10 protein-coding genes are annotated in these 19686 nt (G+C 47.0%); 9 read left to right on the plus strand and 1 reads right to left on the minus strand.

Annotated features, from left to right (window positions below; translation table 11 throughout):
* Positions 1-60 precede the first annotated feature (60 nt).
* The 3 genes from K6Q96_RS19980 to K6Q96_RS19990 all read left to right on the plus strand — a co-directional run bounded on the left by K6Q96_RS19980 (position 61) and on the right by K6Q96_RS19990 (position 7785).
* Positions 61-2403 carry a glycosyl hydrolase family 18 protein gene (locus tag K6Q96_RS19980; protein ID WP_251882197.1) on the plus strand — a complete coding sequence of 781 codons (2343 nt, stop codon included), beginning with the start codon at positions 61-63 and terminating at the stop codon, positions 2401-2403.
* Between the two features lie 261 nt (positions 2404-2664).
* Positions 2665-4839 carry a catalase/peroxidase HPI gene (gene katG / locus K6Q96_RS19985; protein WP_251882198.1) on the plus strand — a complete coding sequence of 725 codons (2175 nt, stop codon included), beginning with the start codon at positions 2665-2667 and terminating at the stop codon, positions 4837-4839.
* 192 nt (positions 4840-5031) lie between these two features.
* Positions 5032-7785: a M16 family metallopeptidase gene (locus tag K6Q96_RS19990; protein ID WP_251882199.1), complete on the plus strand. Its 2754-nt coding sequence runs from the start codon at positions 5032-5034 to the stop codon at positions 7783-7785.
* Between the two features lie 73 nt (positions 7786-7858).
* Here the strand turns inward: K6Q96_RS19990 and K6Q96_RS19995 are convergent, their stop codons facing one another.
* A complete protein-coding gene (locus K6Q96_RS19995; RefSeq protein ID WP_251882200.1) occupies positions 7859-8032 on the minus strand; it encodes an ATPase in 174 nt (57 codons plus the stop codon).
* A 309-nt stretch (positions 8033-8341) separates the two neighbouring features.
* Between K6Q96_RS19995 and K6Q96_RS20000 the strand changes: the two genes are divergently transcribed.
* From K6Q96_RS20000 to K6Q96_RS20025, 6 genes are all read left to right on the plus strand, one after another.
* Entirely contained in the window at positions 8342-9226 is an 885-nt protein-coding gene (locus K6Q96_RS20000) for a PhzF family phenazine biosynthesis protein (RefSeq protein ID WP_251882201.1), read from the plus strand.
* A gap of 153 nt (positions 9227-9379) precedes the next feature.
* Positions 9380-10588, plus strand: a complete 1209-nt coding sequence (locus K6Q96_RS20005; RefSeq protein WP_251882202.1) for an EAL and HDOD domain-containing protein — start codon at positions 9380-9382, stop codon at positions 10586-10588.
* A 4-nt stretch (positions 10589-10592) separates the two neighbouring features.
* A complete protein-coding gene (locus K6Q96_RS20010; RefSeq protein ID WP_251882203.1) occupies positions 10593-13907 on the plus strand; it encodes an ATP-binding protein in 3315 nt (1104 codons plus the stop codon).
* 304 nt (positions 13908-14211) lie between these two features.
* Positions 14212-15249 (plus strand): efflux RND transporter periplasmic adaptor subunit, encoded by a 1038-nt coding sequence (locus K6Q96_RS20015; RefSeq protein ID WP_251882204.1) that lies wholly within the window; start codon positions 14212-14214, stop codon positions 15247-15249.
* Position 15250: 1 nt separating this feature from the next.
* A complete protein-coding gene (locus K6Q96_RS20020) occupies positions 15251-16348 on the plus strand; it encodes an efflux RND transporter periplasmic adaptor subunit (protein ID WP_251882205.1) in 1098 nt (365 codons plus the stop codon).
* Positions 16348-19416 (plus strand): efflux RND transporter permease subunit, encoded by a 3069-nt coding sequence (locus K6Q96_RS20025; protein WP_251882206.1) that lies wholly within the window; start codon positions 16348-16350, stop codon positions 19414-19416. The genes K6Q96_RS20020 and K6Q96_RS20025 overlap by 1 nt, the downstream gene beginning before the upstream one ends.
* The last annotated feature ends 270 nt before the right edge of the window (positions 19417-19686 follow it).

Consider the following 19686-nt stretch of genomic DNA (forward strand, 5'->3'; position numbering starts at 1 on the left):
AGTGGTGGAAGAGTAAATCCGAAGGAAAACACCAACACCCAAGACGTGGAGAAAAATAATATGAATAAAGGACTTAAGTTCACTGCGATTGCTGCATGTGTGGCCGGAGCGCTTGGCGTTACTGCGACTGCTACCGCAGCACCATCGCACGATAAAGCAGTTATCGGCTACCTGACCCAATGGGAAGCATGGAAGGGAACCGATGCTGGTTTTAGCGTAAAAGGTGAAGCTACACACCTCAACGTAGATATGGATATCTACAACATCCTCAACTTTTCTTTCTTCGGCGTAGCGAAAGACGGCTCCCTACACAGTGGCGACCTTCGCAACAAGAGCATTTATCAGCCGGGTGCGGTTCAAGAGCCGGGCCCACTGCTTCACCCCGATGTTTATTCAAGCTGGGACTTCCACATCTTGTGGGGTGAGTTGGAATATATCCATGAATATCCTGGAACTGAACCTTGGCAAGCAGAAGCACTGGCAAAAGTTCAGGCTCAAGGTTTTGTAAAAGATGGTCGTGGTTGGAAGCATGCACCAAGTGGTGTCACTGGCCAAATGCCAATCCCTTTGAAAAAAGCGGGCGGCGCACCGGGTTTGATCGACTTGGCGAATGAAAAAGGTGTACAGGTGATGGCGTCTATCGGTGGTTGGAGTATGTCCAAGCACTTCCCAGAAATGGCGGCAGATCCAGTCAAGAAAGAACGCTTCCTGCAAGACATCGACAAACTGATCGCGCTCGGTTTCCACGGTATTGATATCGATTGGGAATACCCAGGTTCTGGCGGCATGAACTTCACCGGTACGGATGCAGACTACGCAAACTTCGAACAGCTTATGGATGATATCCGTGAGCGTATTGGTCCAGACCGTCTACTGACGGCGGCATTTAAAGCTGTGCCAGCAGCATTGGAAGGTTACGATTGGGCGCGCCTGCAACGTTCAATGGACTACTTCAACATGATGACTTACGACCTGAATGGTGGTTGGTCTAATGTTAGCGGTCATAACTCTCCACTCTATCCATATCCAGAAGAAGAGTTTGAAGGCTTAAACCTGGATACCCTGAAAAACTGGATGGTGAACGTTAAGGGTATCAACCCTAAACAAATTAACTTTGGTGCCGCGTTCTATGGCCGTGGTGTTCAAACAACAGAAGCTGAAGCTTACCTTGGTGCACCGACTGACAAACGTAATGTGAACTTCTCAGTTGATGGCCCAAGTGTTTCTGCAGTTGACCTTACCAACTGGAAAGCGTTCGAAGGCCAACCAAACTACAACTATCTGATCAAACAGCCAGGTTGGGCACACAAGTGGGATGCAAACGCGGAAGTACCATATGCAGTGAAAGGCAAATACTTCCTGAGTTATGACGATCCAGGTTCCATCCGTAAGAAAGCAGAGTACATCGTAAATAACGATTTGGGCGGCATCATTGTATGGCAGGTGCATGGCGACATTCAGTGTGAAGGTACGTTCGTTAACTACGGCACCAAGCTGAAGCAATGTACCAATCTCCGCTCGCCGTTGGCTGAGCAAATTGATCAGGTGTTCAGCGCGAATATCATTCCAAACGAAGCGCCAGTTCTGGCCTTGCCAGGCGCTCAAAATGCAGAGAGCGGGGCGGTGATTAGCTTTACCGTGTCAGCGACTGATGCCGACGGCGACGCGTTGTCATTCACTGCACAAGGTGCCGACGTAACCGACAACGGTGATGGTACCGCAACGGTGACGTATAAAGCGCCAAACACTTCGGTAGACCTGAATGAAACGGTGACCGTGAAAGTCTCAGATGGGCGTAAATCTGACAGTGGTTTAGTGACGGTGAGCGTTAAAGGCTCAGGTGATGTGGTTAACACTGCACCGGTACTGACTGCACCTGCATCTGTTTCTGTAAAAGCAGGCGAAACTGCGGTGATTGACCTTTCAGCAACTGATGCCGAAGGTGATTCTCTGACGTTTACTGCGTCTTCGGGAGAGCTGGTTCAAACAGGCAACACTGCAACGGTATCTGTATCGACAGTCGACTCAACAGAAAACAGTTTGGTTAATGTCGTTGTTACTGTGACTGATGGTGTAGAAACTGTTGAAGCAACGGTCGTTGTAAACGTTGAAGGAAATACGCTAGTAGACAGTAACTGGGATCGAAACAAGGTTTACAATACTGGTGATAAAGTCGTTCATAACGGTGTCGAGTACACGGCCAAGTGGTGGACCAAAGGTGAGGAGCCAGGAACGTCAGAAGTGTGGGAAGCGTTTGATGATGGTTCAGCACAAGGCTGGAGCGCTGGCAAAGCATACAACGGTGGTGATGTTGCTATCTATGAAGGCAACACTTACAAAGCGAAGTGGTGGACGAAAGGTGATGTACCTGGATCTGCTTGGGGTCCGTGGGAACTTCAATAACCTTCGCGGGTAAATAGCAAATTTTAAGGCCTCATAAGATGAGGCCTTTTTTTGGTCAAAATTCTTACTAATCTGATTGGATGTTTAGTAAATAAGATATCGTATACATTTTATGTTATTGAAAAATAAAGATTAATAAACCTTTCGAAGTGAGATGGTTTTTATCTATCGCTGTTGTCGAAACAACCCATTGGTTTCCATATTAAATTGCTCCTATACCTAAAACTACCGAGTACATGGAACAGCAAATGGAGAGCAATCATGTCTAACGCAAGTCAATGCCCTTTTCACAATGCCGCAGGCGGCGGAACCACAAACCGAGATTGGTGGCCTAATCAACTGCGTCTCGATATTCTTCATCAACATACCTCAGAATCAAATCCACTGGATCCAGATTTCAATTACCGCAAAGCCTTCAACACACTTGACCTCGAAGCGGTGAAAAAAGATTTACATGTCCTGATGACTGACTCTCAGGAATGGTGGCCAGCAGACTTTGGCCACTATGGTCCTTTGTTTATCCGCATGGCTTGGCACAGCGCGGGTACTTATCGCATCTCTGATGGACGTGGTGGTGCAGGGACAGGTAACCAGCGTTTCGCGCCTGTAAATAGCTGGCCGGACAATGGCAACCTTGATAAAGCGCGTCGCCTGCTTTGGCCAATCAAGCAAAAGTACGGACAAAGTATTTCATGGGCTGACTTACTGATCCTCACCGGTAATGTGGCACTTGAGTCAATGGGGTTCAAAACCTTTGGTTTCGCAGGTGGCCGTGAAGATATTTGGGCGCCGGAAGAAGATATTTATTGGGGGCCAGAAAATACATGGCTGGACGATAAACGCTATTCGGGTGAGCGCGATCTGGAAAATCCGTTGGCTGCCGTACAAATGGGTCTGATCTACGTCAACCCAGAAGGCCCGAATGGCAATCCTGACCCGCTTGCTGCAGCAAACGATATTCGTGAAACCTTTGCTCGCATGGCGATGAATGATGAAGAAACTGTTGCGCTGATTGCCGGGGGGCATACTTTCGGCAAAACCCACGGCGCTGGAGATGCTGCGTTGGTAGGAGCTGACCCAGAAATGGCACCGCTTGAAGCACAGGGCTTTGGTTGGGCGAGTAGCTATGGCTCTGGTAAAGCGGGAGATGCTATCACAAGCGGTTTGGAAGTAACCTGGACACAGACACCAACCCTGTGGAGTAACTATTTCTTCGAAAATTTGTTCGGCTATGAATGGGAACTTGAGAAAAGTCCAGCTGGCGCGCACCAATGGATTGCCAAAGACGCGGATGGAGTGATTCCTGACCCGTTTGAACATGGTGTAAAACGTATACCAACCATGCTGACGACGGATCTGTCACTGCGTTATGACCCTGCTTATGAGCCGATTTCCCGTCGCTTTATGAACAGACCGGACGAATTTGCAGATGCCTTTGCTCGCGCATGGTTCAAACTCACTCACCGTGATTTGGGTCCACGTGCCCGTTATCTTGGTTCAGAGGTACCTGCTGAAGAGCTGATTTGGCAAGACCCAGTCCCTTCGCGTGATTATGACCTTATTGATGATGCGGATGTGGCACTGTTGAAAGGAAAAATTGCTGAAGCAGGACTGTCTGTCTCTGATCTGGTCACAACGGCATGGGCTTCGGCGTCGACTTTCCGTGGCTCAGATAAACGCGGCGGTGCAAATGGTGCCCGTGTTGCTCTGGCACCGCAGAAAGATTGGCAGGTTAACCAACCTCAGAAACTTGCAAATGTGATAAAAAAACTAGAAGGTATTCAGCTTGATTTCAACAGCGCTGAGACAGGCAGCAAACGAGTATCGTTGGCAGACTTGATTGTGCTGGCGGGCAGCGTAGGCGTTGAAAAGGCTGCGCAGAATGCAGGCCACACTGTATCAGTACCATTTACCGCTGGCCGCACCGATACATCCCAAGCGCAAACAGATGTAGAGTCATTCGCCGTGCTCGAACCGCAAGCAGATGGCTTTCGTAACTTCCAGAAAACCAAGTATACCGTTTCTTCAGAAGAGTTGTTGGTTGACCGCGCTCAACTCCTGACACTAACAGCGCCGGAAATGACAGTGCTGGTGGGAGGCCTGCGCGTGCTGAACACCAATGCTGGTGGAGATTGCCACGGCGTATTCACTGAACGACCGGAATCGCTGAGCAACGATTTCTTCGTGAATCTGCTCGACATGAGTGTGGAGTGGAAGCCGCAAAACGGTGATGATGTTTTTGAAGGCCGTGACCGCCAGTCAGGTGAACTTCGCTGGACAGGAACCCGGGTAGATCTGGTGTTTGGCTCTAACTCTCAACTCCGCGCGTTGGCAGAAGTTTACGCCACGCAGGATGCGGAAAAGAAATTCGTCAGTGATTTCGTTTCAGCTTGGGTAAAAGTGATGAATCTCGACCGTTTTGATTTGTCTGCATAATCAAAAATAAAGCCGCCGCACAGTCAGCGGCTTTTTCCTTCATTGCTCTGTATGTTCAGCCTAAATTTCCAGTAAATGGTAGAAACTGAGAATCTTCATAGGGTTTAGGGATACTTGCCTTTACTGATTTACCTATCTTGTGCTTGATTGAAAGCATCGCATTCATTTTTAATCACTTTGTCTGGTGCTCATATGCTCGCTCGCTATGCGGTCGCTCTTTTAGTTGTATTCATTTCCGGCTGCGCTTCATTATCGAAATCGCCACCCCTGACAACCGACCCCAATTGGGTATCTAACACTCTACCAAACGGTATGCGTTATCACCTTTATCCCATTGAAGGTGAGCAGATTGAACTGCGCTTAGTGGTGAACGTGGGCAGTTTGAATGAAGAGGATAGTGAGCGGGGCTATGCGCATTTCATAGAGCATATGGCTTTCAATGGCACCCAACGTTTCCCAAACAATTCTGTGTTTACGGAGTTTGCTCAGGTGGGGGTGGAATTTGGTCCCGACATCAATGCGGTGACTGATTATGGACGAACGGTTTACCAACTTTCCCTGCCCGACAATAAACGCCTGCCGGAAGCATTGGACTGGTTCCGCGATATCTCAGACGGCATGACGCTAGATCGTAATGAAGTGGCAGGTGAAGTGGGGGTGATTTTTGCGGAGTGGCGGCGGGATAATCGAGAAGATACATCCTGGCCTTTGAAGCTCTATGAGGATTTGATTGATGACTCCCTTTATATTGAGAGAGATCCCATTGGTACAGAATTCACATTAAACAGGGTCACGCCAGAACGTCTGAGAGCATTTTATGACAAATGGTATCAGGCGAACCGCATTCAATTAGTGGTTATTGGCGGCTTTGATGCCGAGAGTGTGCAGACAGAAATTGAAGAGGAATTTGCTTCACTCCGAACAGAAGGCCCAAACCCAGAGCCACACAGTATTATTCCTGTAGATAGAGATACTCAATATCCACTCACGCTTTATGCTTCTCAAGGGGAATCGCCTGCGGTGGTTGTGAGCTTCAGGGATGGTGAGGACAAATACCCACAAACCTTGGTTGAGCAAAGGGAATTGTGGCTTCACTGGATGATTCTGGATGCTGTTCAGCTTCGTCTGGAAGAACAGTTTGAGCGGGAAAACCTCGCTCATAATGGTCTGTATTTTAACTTCGGCTTCCTACCGGGCTGGACCGTGTATGAACTGAGCGTCGAGTTCAACGATATCGATCGTCCTTATGTGATGGACTCTGTCGCGCGGAACATTGCATCGCTTAGAGATCATGGTGTGACCTATGATGAGTTTCTATCGCTTCTTGAACAATATGGGTCCAGTATTTTCTTTCATGAAGATCAACTTCCTATCGAAGTGGCGGAAAATGTCTACAACGATCTTTACTACAATCGCTTGCCTCAGAGTCGCTCAGAGCAAAACGACAACTTCAACAAATTCCTTGAAGAGATTGAACTTGACGATCTAAACCACGAGTTGGCGCGTCTGCTAAAACCTTCAAACCAGTCACTATCATTGGTATACGGCAAAGGAGAGTCTATCACCAACGCTGAAAACCAGCGTGATCGCTATATGAATACGGTCGCCAAGCAAGGCGATGTCGTCAAAGTCTCTTATGCAGAGGTACAGATCCCTCAGCCTGAATCATTTTTATCCGTATCAGAAGATGCGATTGAAATGGCTGAGAACGTGTTTCGCTGGAAGTTGCCAAATGGCCTGCCTGCGCTCTATTACAAAATGGACGACAGCTATTACGAGACCCAAGTCGTGCTTCAGGCCAAAGGTGGTGTGGCCGCTATGTCAACCAAAGAAAGGGCGGCACTTGACCTCCTTTTCGAGACATATCGCAACGGGTCAGTGGGTGACGTGTCATCGAATGATTTTTCCCACTATCTAGAATCACTAGGCGTCAATATCGAGCCGCAGGTTTATGGAAATAGCCATAACTTTTCTATGTATGTGCCGACAGAAGCCTTTCTGGATGGCCTCAATGCACTGCGTTATCTCGTCGAAAATGTCAAGCCAAATAAAGTGGCGTTTGAGCGGGAAAAGGTGCGGTTGATTGAACGAATGAATCTCGCACAGACATCCCCTTATGAAGTCTTTGGACGTGCGTCTATTGGTTTGATTTATCCTGCTCCGTCCTATGAATCAGCGTTGACGACTGAGGACTATGAGTCAGTGACATTTGAAGATGTAACAGCGTTGTTCGACAAGCTGTTTGGTGACATGGGACATTTCAGTGTGTATATCGTGTCAGACGAGCCATTGCTGGCTGTTCAGGGGATTGTCACTGCTTTTTTGGGTGATTTGAAAACCACTCGTGAGAAAACAGAAGCGAGACCGTTAAGCTACAACCAAAAGGGGGGAAGGGTGATTAAACATCTCTCGCCTGAAAATCGGACATATGTAGAGCAAGTCTACATTCGCAGTTCGACGCCTCGTACAGTGGATTCGGTGTTTGCGGAAGACTTGCTCAACCGCGTATTGCAGACGCGCTACAACCAAATTGTTAGGGAAGAGTATTCGCTATCGTATGACCCATATTTTTCATCCTGGACCTGGGATGGCGAGGATGTCGTTACAACGACAATGACTGCGCTGGTTTCCCCTGATAAGGAGAAAGAACTCACATTGCTATGGCCGAAAATCAGAATGTCATTGACTAAGCCTGTGACGAAAACAGAACGAGATAATGCTGCGCGCCAGTTAATAAAAGATTTGTATGAATCTCAGACTGATCCGCAATTCCTGGTGGGAAGTTTCGCCCGATACGATCTTTGGGGCTATGACCTTGAAGGTCTGATTTTCCCAGAGCAGGTGATAGAGAGAATTGATAGCAAGACATTATCAGAAATGGCATCGGTGCTGTTTGAAGATGCCGCCTTCTTTGAAAGCATCCTGAGACCAGCCAGACCCAACTAGCCCATAGAACCTAAAAAACGCGCCTCGAAGGGCGCATTTTTTTATTGTCCTTGCTAACAGGCTTTAAAACCTATCAGTTTGATTGTTTGCCACCGAAGTATTTCTCAAGGATTTCTGGTGTTAGTTCGCCTTTCTCTTCCAGCGCTTTCAGCTCAGCAACGATACGCTTTTGCTCTTCCATTGAAGGCAATGGGATGTCTGCTTCACGCTCTGGCGCGTCTTTCATCAGGTTTTCTAAATCGATCATACGGTTAATACCTAAATTGTATTTATTGGTATTTTAATGAAAAAGTGATGAAGCTATCAAGGCCGCAGCACGTCTATCGTTGCATGTCTTAATATCAATCAATTTCTTGTGTTTTATGGCATTTTGTAACACTGTAACAAAGATACCTGAGTGAATTGATTCCGTTTTACATTAACTTCTTCAACAGATAGAACGGGATAGAGGAGCTTGGTGTAGGTGCTGAACATTTTGGCGTGTTCAGGCTGAATTGACTCGACATCTTATGATGGAAAGCCAACTGACAATAATAAGAACTAAGGAAAGGTAACTATGTCAGATATTCTTGAAGTCTACGTAACCAATGCTTTTGTAGCAGACAACCAAGGCGGCAACCCAGCAGGGGTTGTAATAAACGGTGAAGGCCTGACCGCCGAACAGATGCAAACTATCGCGGCGGAGCTTGCCTATTCTGAAACCGCGTTTATCTCACCTTCCAAAAAGGCGGACTACCGCGTTCGCTTCTTCACACCGACTGAAGAGGTTGATTTCTGTGGTCATGCTACGGTGGGCACATTTTCAACGCTCTTGAAAACAGGCAAAATAGAACCGGGCGAATACAAGCAGGAAACAGGCGCTGGAGTACTTGGTGTGTCCGTAACGCAAGAAGGGCGTATCAATATGGAGCAAGTCCTGCCTGAGTTCGGTCAGACCTTCAGCGAGGAAGACATAGCACCATTGCTCGGTCTATCAGACGAAGACATCTTGGCGACAGGTATGCCAATTAAAGCTGTTTCAACAGGGCTATGGGATATCATTGTACCCGTCGATGACGAAGCGAAACTACTTGCCATCCAACCTGACCAGAAAGCGATTGCTGCTTTCAACCGTAAAACCAATACTGGGGCTATTCATGCGTTTGCCCTGACACCGACGGAATCTGATATTTCTGCACGATGCAGGAACTTTGCCCCAGCATTGGGGATTGAGGAAGAATCAGCAACGGGAAGTGCGGCAGGTGCTTTGGCTTCGTATCTTCACGTTTATCAGGGCGGAAAATATCGTTACCTATTCGAGCAGGGCGAGGTACTGAACAAGCGTTCACTGTTGTGGGCGAGCGTAGAGTCAAATAATGACGAGATAAGCGCAGTATTCGTTGGTGGTTCAAGTGACAAACCAGTACGCATTCCCTACCGGTTGGAAGCAGAAGCGGTTTAACTAAGAAAAGGAAGCTGAAAGGCCTCCTTTTTCATATACCTAGCTATGAAATTCTCTTGCTTGGTTCGTCACTTATTTAACGGAAAAAGAAGGAAAAATACGGTAATTGGTCTAGTTTTTAATGAGGAATCTTAAATATAGGACTCACTCTTCGTGGCCGAAGTATTTTTCTCATGTCAGCCGATATTTGATAAAGACCTCCAACACTGGGGGAGTGAACTGCTGTTTCGCGAAGGACTGGAAAACAAATTCCCCTCCATCGATGAAGACACCGCAACTTCCCGCATACTCAGTGCCAATTTTCTAGCTTGCGGCGGTAAAGCAGAAAATACCCGTTACATTGTTAGCTTTGGCGAGTCGTCTTTGATGGATGAAATCCCGCTCTCCATGCCACCTCAACACTTGATCATCGCGGTAACCGATGAGTGTTTACCGACACAAGAGATTGTCAGTAAGCTGCGTACTTATCGCACGGAAGGCTATCGCATTCTGATGGATGGCAAAGCGATGACAAACGAATGGCGCAACCACCTTGAGCTGGTGGATATATTCAGCATCAGTATGGAGCGCTCGAAGCCTTCCGAATGGGAAGATGTGATTTCTCAGTTTTCGCAGCAGGTTTTTCTTGCTAGGAAAGTGGAAAAGCAAGACGAGCTGGCAGCCGCTCAAGGATGCGGCTTTGCCCTCTTTCAAGGGTATTTCTTTGAGAAACCCCAAATTAAACGTTCAGAGGATATCGCTCCGTCTGTGATGTCATTACTGGATGTGTGCATCATCATCAACCGCAACCCAGATGATATCGACACGCTGACCAAAATCATTTCCAAAGATGTTTCGCTGCTTTACAAAGTGGTTGCCAGTGCCAACATTCTCGCGAAGACAAAAACCAATAAAATTTCTAACCCTCGCCAGGCTGTGGTTTATCTGGGTGTGCAATCGCTACGTCGCTTGGTCTCACTGCTGATCATGACGAACTTAAATCACCAACATGCACACCAGCTACAAAGCGCTTCGTTAACGCGTGCAACATTCCTATCGATGTTGGACACAAATGTGCGGGGCTTTGACAGAGATGAGGCCTTTATTGTTGGTGCGTTTTCTATGTTGGATATCATGCTGAGTAAGCCGATGGAAGATATTGTAGGGGAGCTGGATTTAGCGAGCGAAGTGAAGCGTGGTTTGATTTCTAAAGAGGGCGTCTACGGACATTTCCTGTCACTTTGTCATGATATCGAACATGCCAATTGGAATGGTTTGGTGCATTGGTGTAACCAGCTCAAGCTCAATGACAAAGCGGTGTTGAAAGAATACGAACAGGCTCGCAGCAGTACAGCGGACATGACTTCCAGCATGCAGGTGTGACCCTATGCTGATGATGCGAACAAAACTCGCGGTAATCCTTGTTGTTAGCGGCACACTGATCCTCAGTGTGTTCGGTATTTTTAACTACTACAAAACCCACGATCGCCTCTATGGCGAAATGGATTACGAACTCCAGTCAATCATCGCTCGATTATCTTACCGGCTGCCTGCCCAGATGTGGAATTACGACTTTGATTCCGTGGCTAAAGACTTAGACAGTGAATCTCTCTCCCGTTTTGTTTACCGCATAGAGGTGGTATCGAAAGACGACAATTTCCGACATATCACAAAGCCTAAGAGTGGCGAATTCAGTAATGAGTTCCGTCTTCGCAGTATTCCGCTTATCTATGATGAGCTGAATGAGGAGACCAAAGTGGGCGACCTTATCATCTATGAAGATCCAAGACCGATTGAAAGCACACTGACATCGGAAATTGTTTCCGGTATTGCGCAGGTTTTCTTGTTAGACCTGATGATTATGTTTCTAATCTGGAAATATGCTCGTGCAATCAAAGAGATAGAGTCTAGTAAGAACTACCTCAATACTATTATTCACAGCTACAAAGATGGTCTTTTAGTCCTTGGTGAAGACCATGAGATCTCTACGCTGAACGAAGCAGCCAGACGGATGTTTGAGCTTGATGATGTGTCGCTGGACAAAGTGACACTATCAAAAATTATCGCCAAAGTAGTGCCTGATTCGCGGGCTTACTTTTCACAGGCGCTTTATGGCTTCAACACCAAGAGCCTAAACTACGAGTTAATCAGAAGTAACGATCGACAGATTGTCCAGGTACGTTCAAATAAAATCGAAGTGAACGAGAAGCCGCTGCAAGTGGCGATCATTCGAGACATCACCGAACAGCATCTAGACAAAATCAAAGTCTCCAAAGGTGCGGAGTTGTTCTCCGCAGTGAAGACCTTGCAGGATAAGTTCCTGATCAGCGATGACTTCCATAATAGCTTCCGTGAAGTGTTAAAAATCCTGCTAAAGATCGGCGAAAGTAATCACGGGATTATTGTAGAGCTCGATTACGAAGCACAAAACAACTATCGCGTGCTCGCTCAAACACGTTTGATTGCTAATGGTTATGTCTCGGAGGATTTTGTACGCAACGTTGTCACGCGGGTCATCGATACACAAAAAGGTGACAGAAGCCTGCAACTTGCAGGGCTGTCAGCTAATAATGGAAAGTTAATTATCAACTCTCTGAGTATGCCGCTCTTCCTTTCTAATCAACTAGTGGGTGTCGTGTGCCTGTTTGACGAGTCCACCAACTATGATGAGGATTTGGTGTCCTGGCTTGAACCTGTGTTGTCTAGCTTGAGCGCCATGGTGAACTTTGTTCGTCAGAAGAAACTCAATGACCTTATATCTGAAGAAATGGTGCGCGCCAAAGAAGATGCGGAACGCGCTAATGAGGCTAAAACCAATTTCCTTGCCATGATGAGTCATGAGATCCGTACGCCGATGAATGGCATTGTGGGGATGTCGAACCTTCTTAAAGAAACTGACCTCAGTCAGCAGCAGACTTACTTCGTCGATACCTTGGTTCATTCTTCTAATGCGTTGCTCAACATCATCAATGACGTTCTCGACCTGACCAAAATCGAGGCGGGTAAGATGCGCCTCATTGAACAAGAGTGTGAGCTAACAGATTTAGTTCATGACTCGCTTGTGGTTTTCCATGCAAAGGCGGTCGAGAAGAGTTTACGACTTCACTGTTTGATTGAGCCAGACCTACCGCGCTGGTTAATGCTTGATCCAGTGCGCTACACACAAATTATCCTTAATTTGGTTGGAAACGCGCTCAAGTTCACCAAGCATGGCTCTGTGATGGTTCATGTCAGTTTGGTCTTTGTTAATGGGCATGAACATATCCGTCTGGAAGTGAAAGATTCTGGAATAGGTATACCTGAAGAAAAACTGGGTAATATCTTTGAAAACTTCACTCAAGTGGATAACTCCTATTCGCGCTCATATCAGGGAACTGGGCTGGGATTGCCAGTTTGCTTAAAACTGACTGAGCTAATGGGTGGCACCATCAAAGTGGTCAGTAAAGAGGAGGTTGGCACAACGTTCACGGTTGATGTGCCGCTTACAGTCGTCGAGGAACATACAGATACCTTATTGGGCAAACTGACGCTTAAACCAAAAATAGAGAGGATGTCCGCATTGGTCGCCACCCAGGATGGTCAGCTCTATTCCGTGTTGAATGCCTATCTGTCCAATGTCGGAATTAACGTTTCCCAGTGGTCTGGAGAGATACCGCCGGTGGAGGTGGTATCTGAGTCAACGCTCCTGTTTATTGACGATAATATGATGAGTGAAATGCGTCCGGCGATTAATCCAGCAGGTCACACCATCGTCATCAGTCATAGTGGTGTCGTCGATGAATTTGGCATGCCGTGCTTAATTAATCCGATTAATCCCGACGCCTTAATCCATGCACTTTCTGCTGATACACCCATAAATGCAGATATACCGGAAGTCAAAGCTGATGCTGTGAGGTTTGATGGCCTGAATGTACTCATTGCTGAAGACCACTTGGTCAATCAAGATCTGATGGTCTTGGTTCTCAACAGCCTTGGTTGTCAGTCTACACTAGCTGACAATGGTCTAGAGGCGCTTGATAAACATCGAGCTGAACCGTTTGACCTGATTCTAATGGATTGCCAAATGCCGGAAATGGATGGCTTTGAGGCAACCCGCAATATTCGGGACTTTGATGAGAAAGTGCCGATTATTGCGGTTACTGCGAATGCTCTTTCCGGTGACGCAGAGCGTTGCCTAGAGTCGGGCATGAATGCCCACTTGGCAAAACCCTTCACTAAGGAGCAACTGGTTAATCTGATGTTGCTCTATGTTCCGGCTCACAAAGCGTTTCCTGTGTCGAAAGGCTGGGAACGTCAAATCCCACTAAGAGATGAAGAGCTAGATGCTATCGTCGAGGCGCCTGTGCCAGGCGCGGGTTTGGAAGACTGCACCACTTTCGATTTGGATCAGCTTAAAGATCAGGTGGGAGAAAGTGAAGAGATGCTTCTTCACATCCTTAGCAAATACCTCACCACGCAACAGGCAGATATGGAGGCACTTCAGAATGCAATGACATCTTCCGACTTTTCAGGAGTGAGAAAAATTGCACACAGAATGAAAGGGGCTGCTTCTATGATTGGGGCGAAAGATCTTGCGGAACTTTGCCTGTCTATTGAAAAAGAGCACGAAGAGGGCCTTGATCTAATCAAGGAGAAATACGAGCAGCTTAATTTGAAGACAGCGGCGATAAAGCGAGAAGTTGAGAGCCTGTCAGGAACTTAGGAGCATAAGCCCTCGGGCAGCGCTTGTGCGGACTTTGTCCTGCTTTATCGGTTTCTCATGCAGACCAACTGCCCTTAGTGTCAGTTAAATCACGTACGGGCGATTATGAGAGCAGTAAGTTGCATTCTTGGTTGCCTTCAGTCATCTCAATCCTCAGAATTTAAACAAAATTTAATCTCATTCACTTCCAGATATATCCCAGATAGTTTAGAAATTGCTACTATTTTCTAAATACATAATTTTCTAGTCATATCATTAAAGCTACTAATGATTCCTTTGGTGACACAAAGCAAGGAGCGCGACCATGAAGAAAACGCTATCAATGGCGTTGGTCTCCCTTTACTTAACTGGTTGTAGTGAAGAACCCCCAATCCCCGAACCTGAAGCCCGCCCCGCGAAACTGATGACGGTTGCCATTGGTGACAGTGATGTTGTTCGTGAATTCCCCGGGACCGTAGAAGCTGATGATGAAGCTGTACTCGCTTTCCGTGTTGCAGGGGAGATTGTCGATATTCCTGTCGTAGCGGGACAAGATGTGGAGACAGGTGATGTTCTTGCTGAGTTAGATAAGAACGAGTACAGCCTTCTTTTGAAGAAGGCCAAGGCGAGTTACCAACTTGCAAAGGTGCAATATGATCGCGCAGTCAAACTAAAGAAAACTAACGTTATCTCCGCACAAGACTTTGATAAAGCAAAATCCAGTCTTAATGAAGCTCAGGCTGGGTTAGATTTAGCGCAATCAAACTTTAATTACACCACTCTCAAAGCGCCTTACACCGGTACGATTTCTCTGCGAATGAAAGAGAGAAACGAATTTGCCAACGCCATGGAGCCAGTCATGCATATCCAAACTAAGGATGTGATTAACGTGAGCTTCCAACTTCCGGAAAGACTGATTAGCTTCTTTGACCAAGAAAATGATTCTACTCACTCCAAGCCCCGCATTCGCTTTGACGCTTATCCAAATCAAGAGTTTGAGGCTGACTTTAAGGAAGTCGATACCGAAGCAGATGCAACATCCGCCTCCTATCGCATCACGGTCTCTCTGCCTCGCCCAGAGAAAGTGAATGTTCTGCCGGGCATGGCGGCGCAAGTCTTTACTTCTATTTCTGCATCCAGTCACAACAAATTGCCAGAGACGGCTGTAGAAGCCAGTGATTCGGGTACCCATGTCTGGCGTGTGGCGGAAAATGGCGCGGTTTCGCGCGTTCAGGTTGAGATGGGTGAAGATAACAAACTCGAAGCTGGGCTAAACAATGGTGATGTCATTGTGGTGAATGGTCTATCCAGTTTGGAAGAGGGTATGGTGGTGTTCCCGTGGGTTAAGGAGCGAGGACTGTAATATGAAAAATCTAATCGCCCTTACCGTTGCAATGACCGTGTTGGCGTTGTCCCTCTTGGGGTGTGGCAAAGCGCCTCAGCTCAAAGAAAAAGCATTTCTGAATGTTGATGTCGTGGAAATTGGTGATGACTCATTGGGTAGCGAGTTGCATTTCCCAGCTATTGCCGCTGCGGCAGACAGAGCTGAACTTTCATTTCTTGTCGCTGGCGAGATCAATAAGATTAACGTAAAAGCCGGGGATATCGTTAAGAAAGATACCGTGCTGGCAACGTTGGATCCTACAGATTACAAACTGCAGGTCGACAATGCAAAAGCAAGATTCGATGTGGTGGATAGCCAATATCGACGCTCCAAACCTTTGGTAGATAAAGGCTTACTGGCGAAATCCCAGTTCGACGAAATCGCTGCACAGCGAGCGATTGCCAAAGCTGAACTCGAATTGGCAAGGCTCAAGCTTTCGTACACCGAGCTAAAAGCGCCGGTTGATGGCGTTATCAGCCGTGTTCCAGTTCAGCAGTTCGAAAACGTGGGTATTGGGCAGAGTATTTTGAATATTCATGATGCCACTCAGGTGGATATCCGTATTCAGGTGCCGGATGTTTTGTTCTCCAAGCATGGAGGTAAAACCCGTGAGGAAAACAACGCGACCATTCGCCCACATGTCAGGACAGAAGATGGCAAAGAGTACCGTGCTTCGGTGAAAGAATTCACGGCCCAGCCAGATCCTGAAACGGGCTCTTTCATGGTGACCCTGACTATGCCAATGCCGGAAGATAAATTCATTTTGGATGGCATGACGGTTGAAGTAGTTGTTGAAGAGCTTGGTCTATACAAGGATAGAGCGAGTCAGGTTGAAATCCCGATGGAAACGGTCTTCAACGAAGATGGCGATGCGCTCGATCCTTCCAACAAATTTGTTTGGGTAGTTGGCGCTGATAACACAGTTGAGAAACGCAAAGTGAAAGTGGGTGAACTCACGCCGACAGGCGTCTTGGTTACCAGTGGCTTAGAGCGGGGAGACAAAGTTGTCTCTGGAGGTGTGAACCGCCTTCGTGCCGGGCAGTCAGTCAATATCGTTGCGAATAAGGAAATCAACTGATGAAACAGACCGTAGCCAGCTACTTTATCAATAACAAGATCATCAGCTGGATGCTGACGCTGATATTCCTTATTGGCGGCACCACCTCATTCTTTGGTCTTGGACGACTGGAAGACCCCGCATTCACACTGAAAGATGCTCTTGTCATTACTAGTTACCCAGGAGCGACGCCTCAGCAAGTAGAAGAGGAAGTGACTTACCCGCTTGAAAAAGCCGTTCAACAATTGGTGTATGTCGACGAAGTAAGGTCGATTTCCAGCCGCGGTTTATCGCAAATCACCGTGACCATGAAAAATAACTATGGTCCAGACGACTTACCACAGATATGGGATGAATTGCGCCGTAAGGTCAATGACGTTAGAAGTAGCTTGCCACCTGGCGTTGGTGATCCTCAGGTCATTGATGATTTCGGCGATGTATTTGGTGTATTGCTCGCTATTACGGGGGAGGGGTACTCTTACAAGGAACTGTCTGACTATGTCGATTTTCTGCGCCGGGATTTGGAATTGGTGGATGGTGTCGGCAAGGTTCAGGTAACTGGTACCCAGCAAGAGCAAGTATTCATTGAGATGTCGATGAGAAGGCTTTCAAATCTGGGTATTTCACCTGATACCCTTGATAGTTTGCTTGCGACGCAGAACATCGTCTCTAGTGCTGGTGCATTACGCCACGGAGACGAGTACCTTCGCATTCACCCCACAGGTGAGTTCGAGAGCGTTGAAGAGCTCGGTAATCTGATCCTCAATGAGGCAGGTTCCCAGGAACTTATCTACCTGAAAGACGTGGCGGATATTAAGCGCGGTTATCAGGAAGTACCAACCAATGTATTAATGTATAACGGTCAACAGGCTCTGCACCTTGGCGTGTCGTTTGCCGACGGCGTTAACGTGGTGGAAGTAGGCGAACGTCTGGAACGGCGATTAGCCGAGTTAAAAGAGAACCAGCCGATTGGTATAGACATAGGCGTGGTTTATGCGCAGCCAGTGGAAGTAGATACCTCAGTCAAGGGCTTTGTGGTGTCTTTGGGCCAGGCTGTGGCGATTGTTATCATTGTTCTTCTCTTCTTCATGGGTTTGCGCTCAGGTCTGCTAATTGGTTTGATTCTGCTGCTTACTGTGCTCGGTACGTTCATTTTCATGAAGTACTTTGCTATCGATCTTCAACGAATTTCCCTTGGTGCTTTGGTTATTGCTCTTGGTATGTTGGTGGACAACGCTATAGTGGTGGTAGAAGGGATACTCATAGGCTTGAAAAAAGGGCGAACGAGGATAGAGGCGGCGTCTGATATAGTCACGCAAACAAAGTGGCCGTTACTGGGCGCGACAGTGATTGCAGTAACAGCGTTCGCGCCAATTGGTTTGTCAGATGACTCTACTGGTGAGTACTGTGGCACCTTGTTCAGTGTGCTGTTGATCTCATTGATGCTGAGCTGGTTTACCGCAATTACTTTGACGCCATTTTTTGCCAGCCTGTTCTTTAAAGAAGAGAACGCAGAAGACGGCAAAGCAATGGAAGACCCATACAACGGTATGTTGTTTGTGGTTTACAAAAAGTTTTTGGATATCTGCATGAAGCGCGCTTACCTAACCATGATCATTCTGGTGGGAGCACTGGTGGCGGCGCTTTATGGCTTTACTCTATTGAAGCAGTCTTTCTTCCCATCTTCTACCACGCCAATGTTTATGGTCGATGTTTGGATGCCGGAAGGAACCGATATCCGCGCCACAGAAGAAACCCTGATTGAGTTGGAGTCCTGGATTCTTGAACAACCCAATGTCGAGTATGTAAACACCAGTTCTGGTAAAGGTGTTCAGCGTTTTATGTTGACCTATGCACCGGAGAAAAGTTACTCCGCTTATGGTGAAGTGATTATTCGTGTGAAAGATTACGAGTCAGTGGTACCAACTATGGCATCGATTCGCAAGCATATCGATGCCGATTTCCCGAATATCCAATACAAGCTGAAGCGCATTGAGTTGGGGCCATCATCCGGGTCGAAAATTGAAGCCCGTATCGTGGGTGCGGACCCAACTATTCTTCGTACGGTTGCAGCTCAGGTTACTGACATCCTGAATGCTGATCCGGATACAGTAAATGTGCGTCATGACTGGCGTGAAAGGACCAAGATTCTCGAGCCACAATTCAACGAAAGTCAGGCTCGTCGTTATGGCATTACCAAAAGAGACGTTGACGAACTGCTGATGATGACCTTCTCGGGCCTGAACGTCGGCGTTTATCGTGATGGCACGACATTGATGCCGATCGTGACACGTTTGCCAGAGCAAGAGCGCGTTGATGTGAAGACTATTGAAGGAATGAAAATCTGGAGCCCTGTACTGAAAGATTACATTCCGTTGCAGCAGGTGATTTTGGGGTATGACCTGATTTGGGAAGATCCACTTATCATGCGTGAAAACCGCAAACGCACTCTAACGGTATTAGCGGACCCTGATCCGCTTCAGGATGAAGTGACAGCTGCGACGCTACAAAAACGTATTCAGCCGTTGGTGGAGGAGATTGAGCTGCCAAAAGGTTATTACATAGAGTGGGGTGGTGAATATGAATCTTCCGGTGAAGCGCAGGAAAGCCTGTTTACCACCATGCCAATGGGTTACCTGTTCATGTTCCTGGTCACTGTTGTGCTGTTTAACTCTGTGAAAGATTCGTTGATTGTGTGGCTGACAGTACCATTGGCGATCATCGGTGTTACCACAGGTTTGTTAGTGCTGGATACACCTTTTGGCTTTATGGCATTGCTGGGTTTCCTGAGTCTATCGGGCATGTTGATCAAAAACGGTATTGTCTTGATTGACCAAATCAATATTGAAATGGAGAGCGGGAAGGACCATTACAATGCGATTGTTGATGCTGCAGTGAGCCGCGTTCGTCCGGTGTGTATGGCGGCAATCACTACGGTACTTGGTATGGTGCCTCTGTTGCCCGATGTTTTCTTCAAGCCGATGGCTGTTACCATTATGTTCGGTTTGGGGTTCGCAACGGTGTTGACCTTGATTGTGGTGCCGGTGCTTTACCGGATCTTCTATAAGATAAAATATCATCCTGTGTAACCCTGACTTTCACGGAAAAAAATGCCTGCGTAACGTAGGCATTTTTCATTTGAAAATAGTGCTAAAAATCACACAGAAAAAAATTGTTTCACTTGTCTGTAATTACTTGTCATAAAAGAAGTCAATTAAAACAATATATTACGGTTATATTTAGCTTGTGGATAACGGACTTTTTATCCACAAAAACAGTTGATAAGTCAGTAGACTTCTCCCCCAAAACCTTTTCCGAAGCGGCCTCTGGGAATGTCAATACCTCGTCTGTTTCAATGA

It is taken from the genome of Grimontia kaedaensis (assembly GCF_023746615.1).
Lineage (GTDB): Bacteria > Pseudomonadota > Gammaproteobacteria > Enterobacterales > Vibrionaceae > Enterovibrio > Enterovibrio kaedaensis.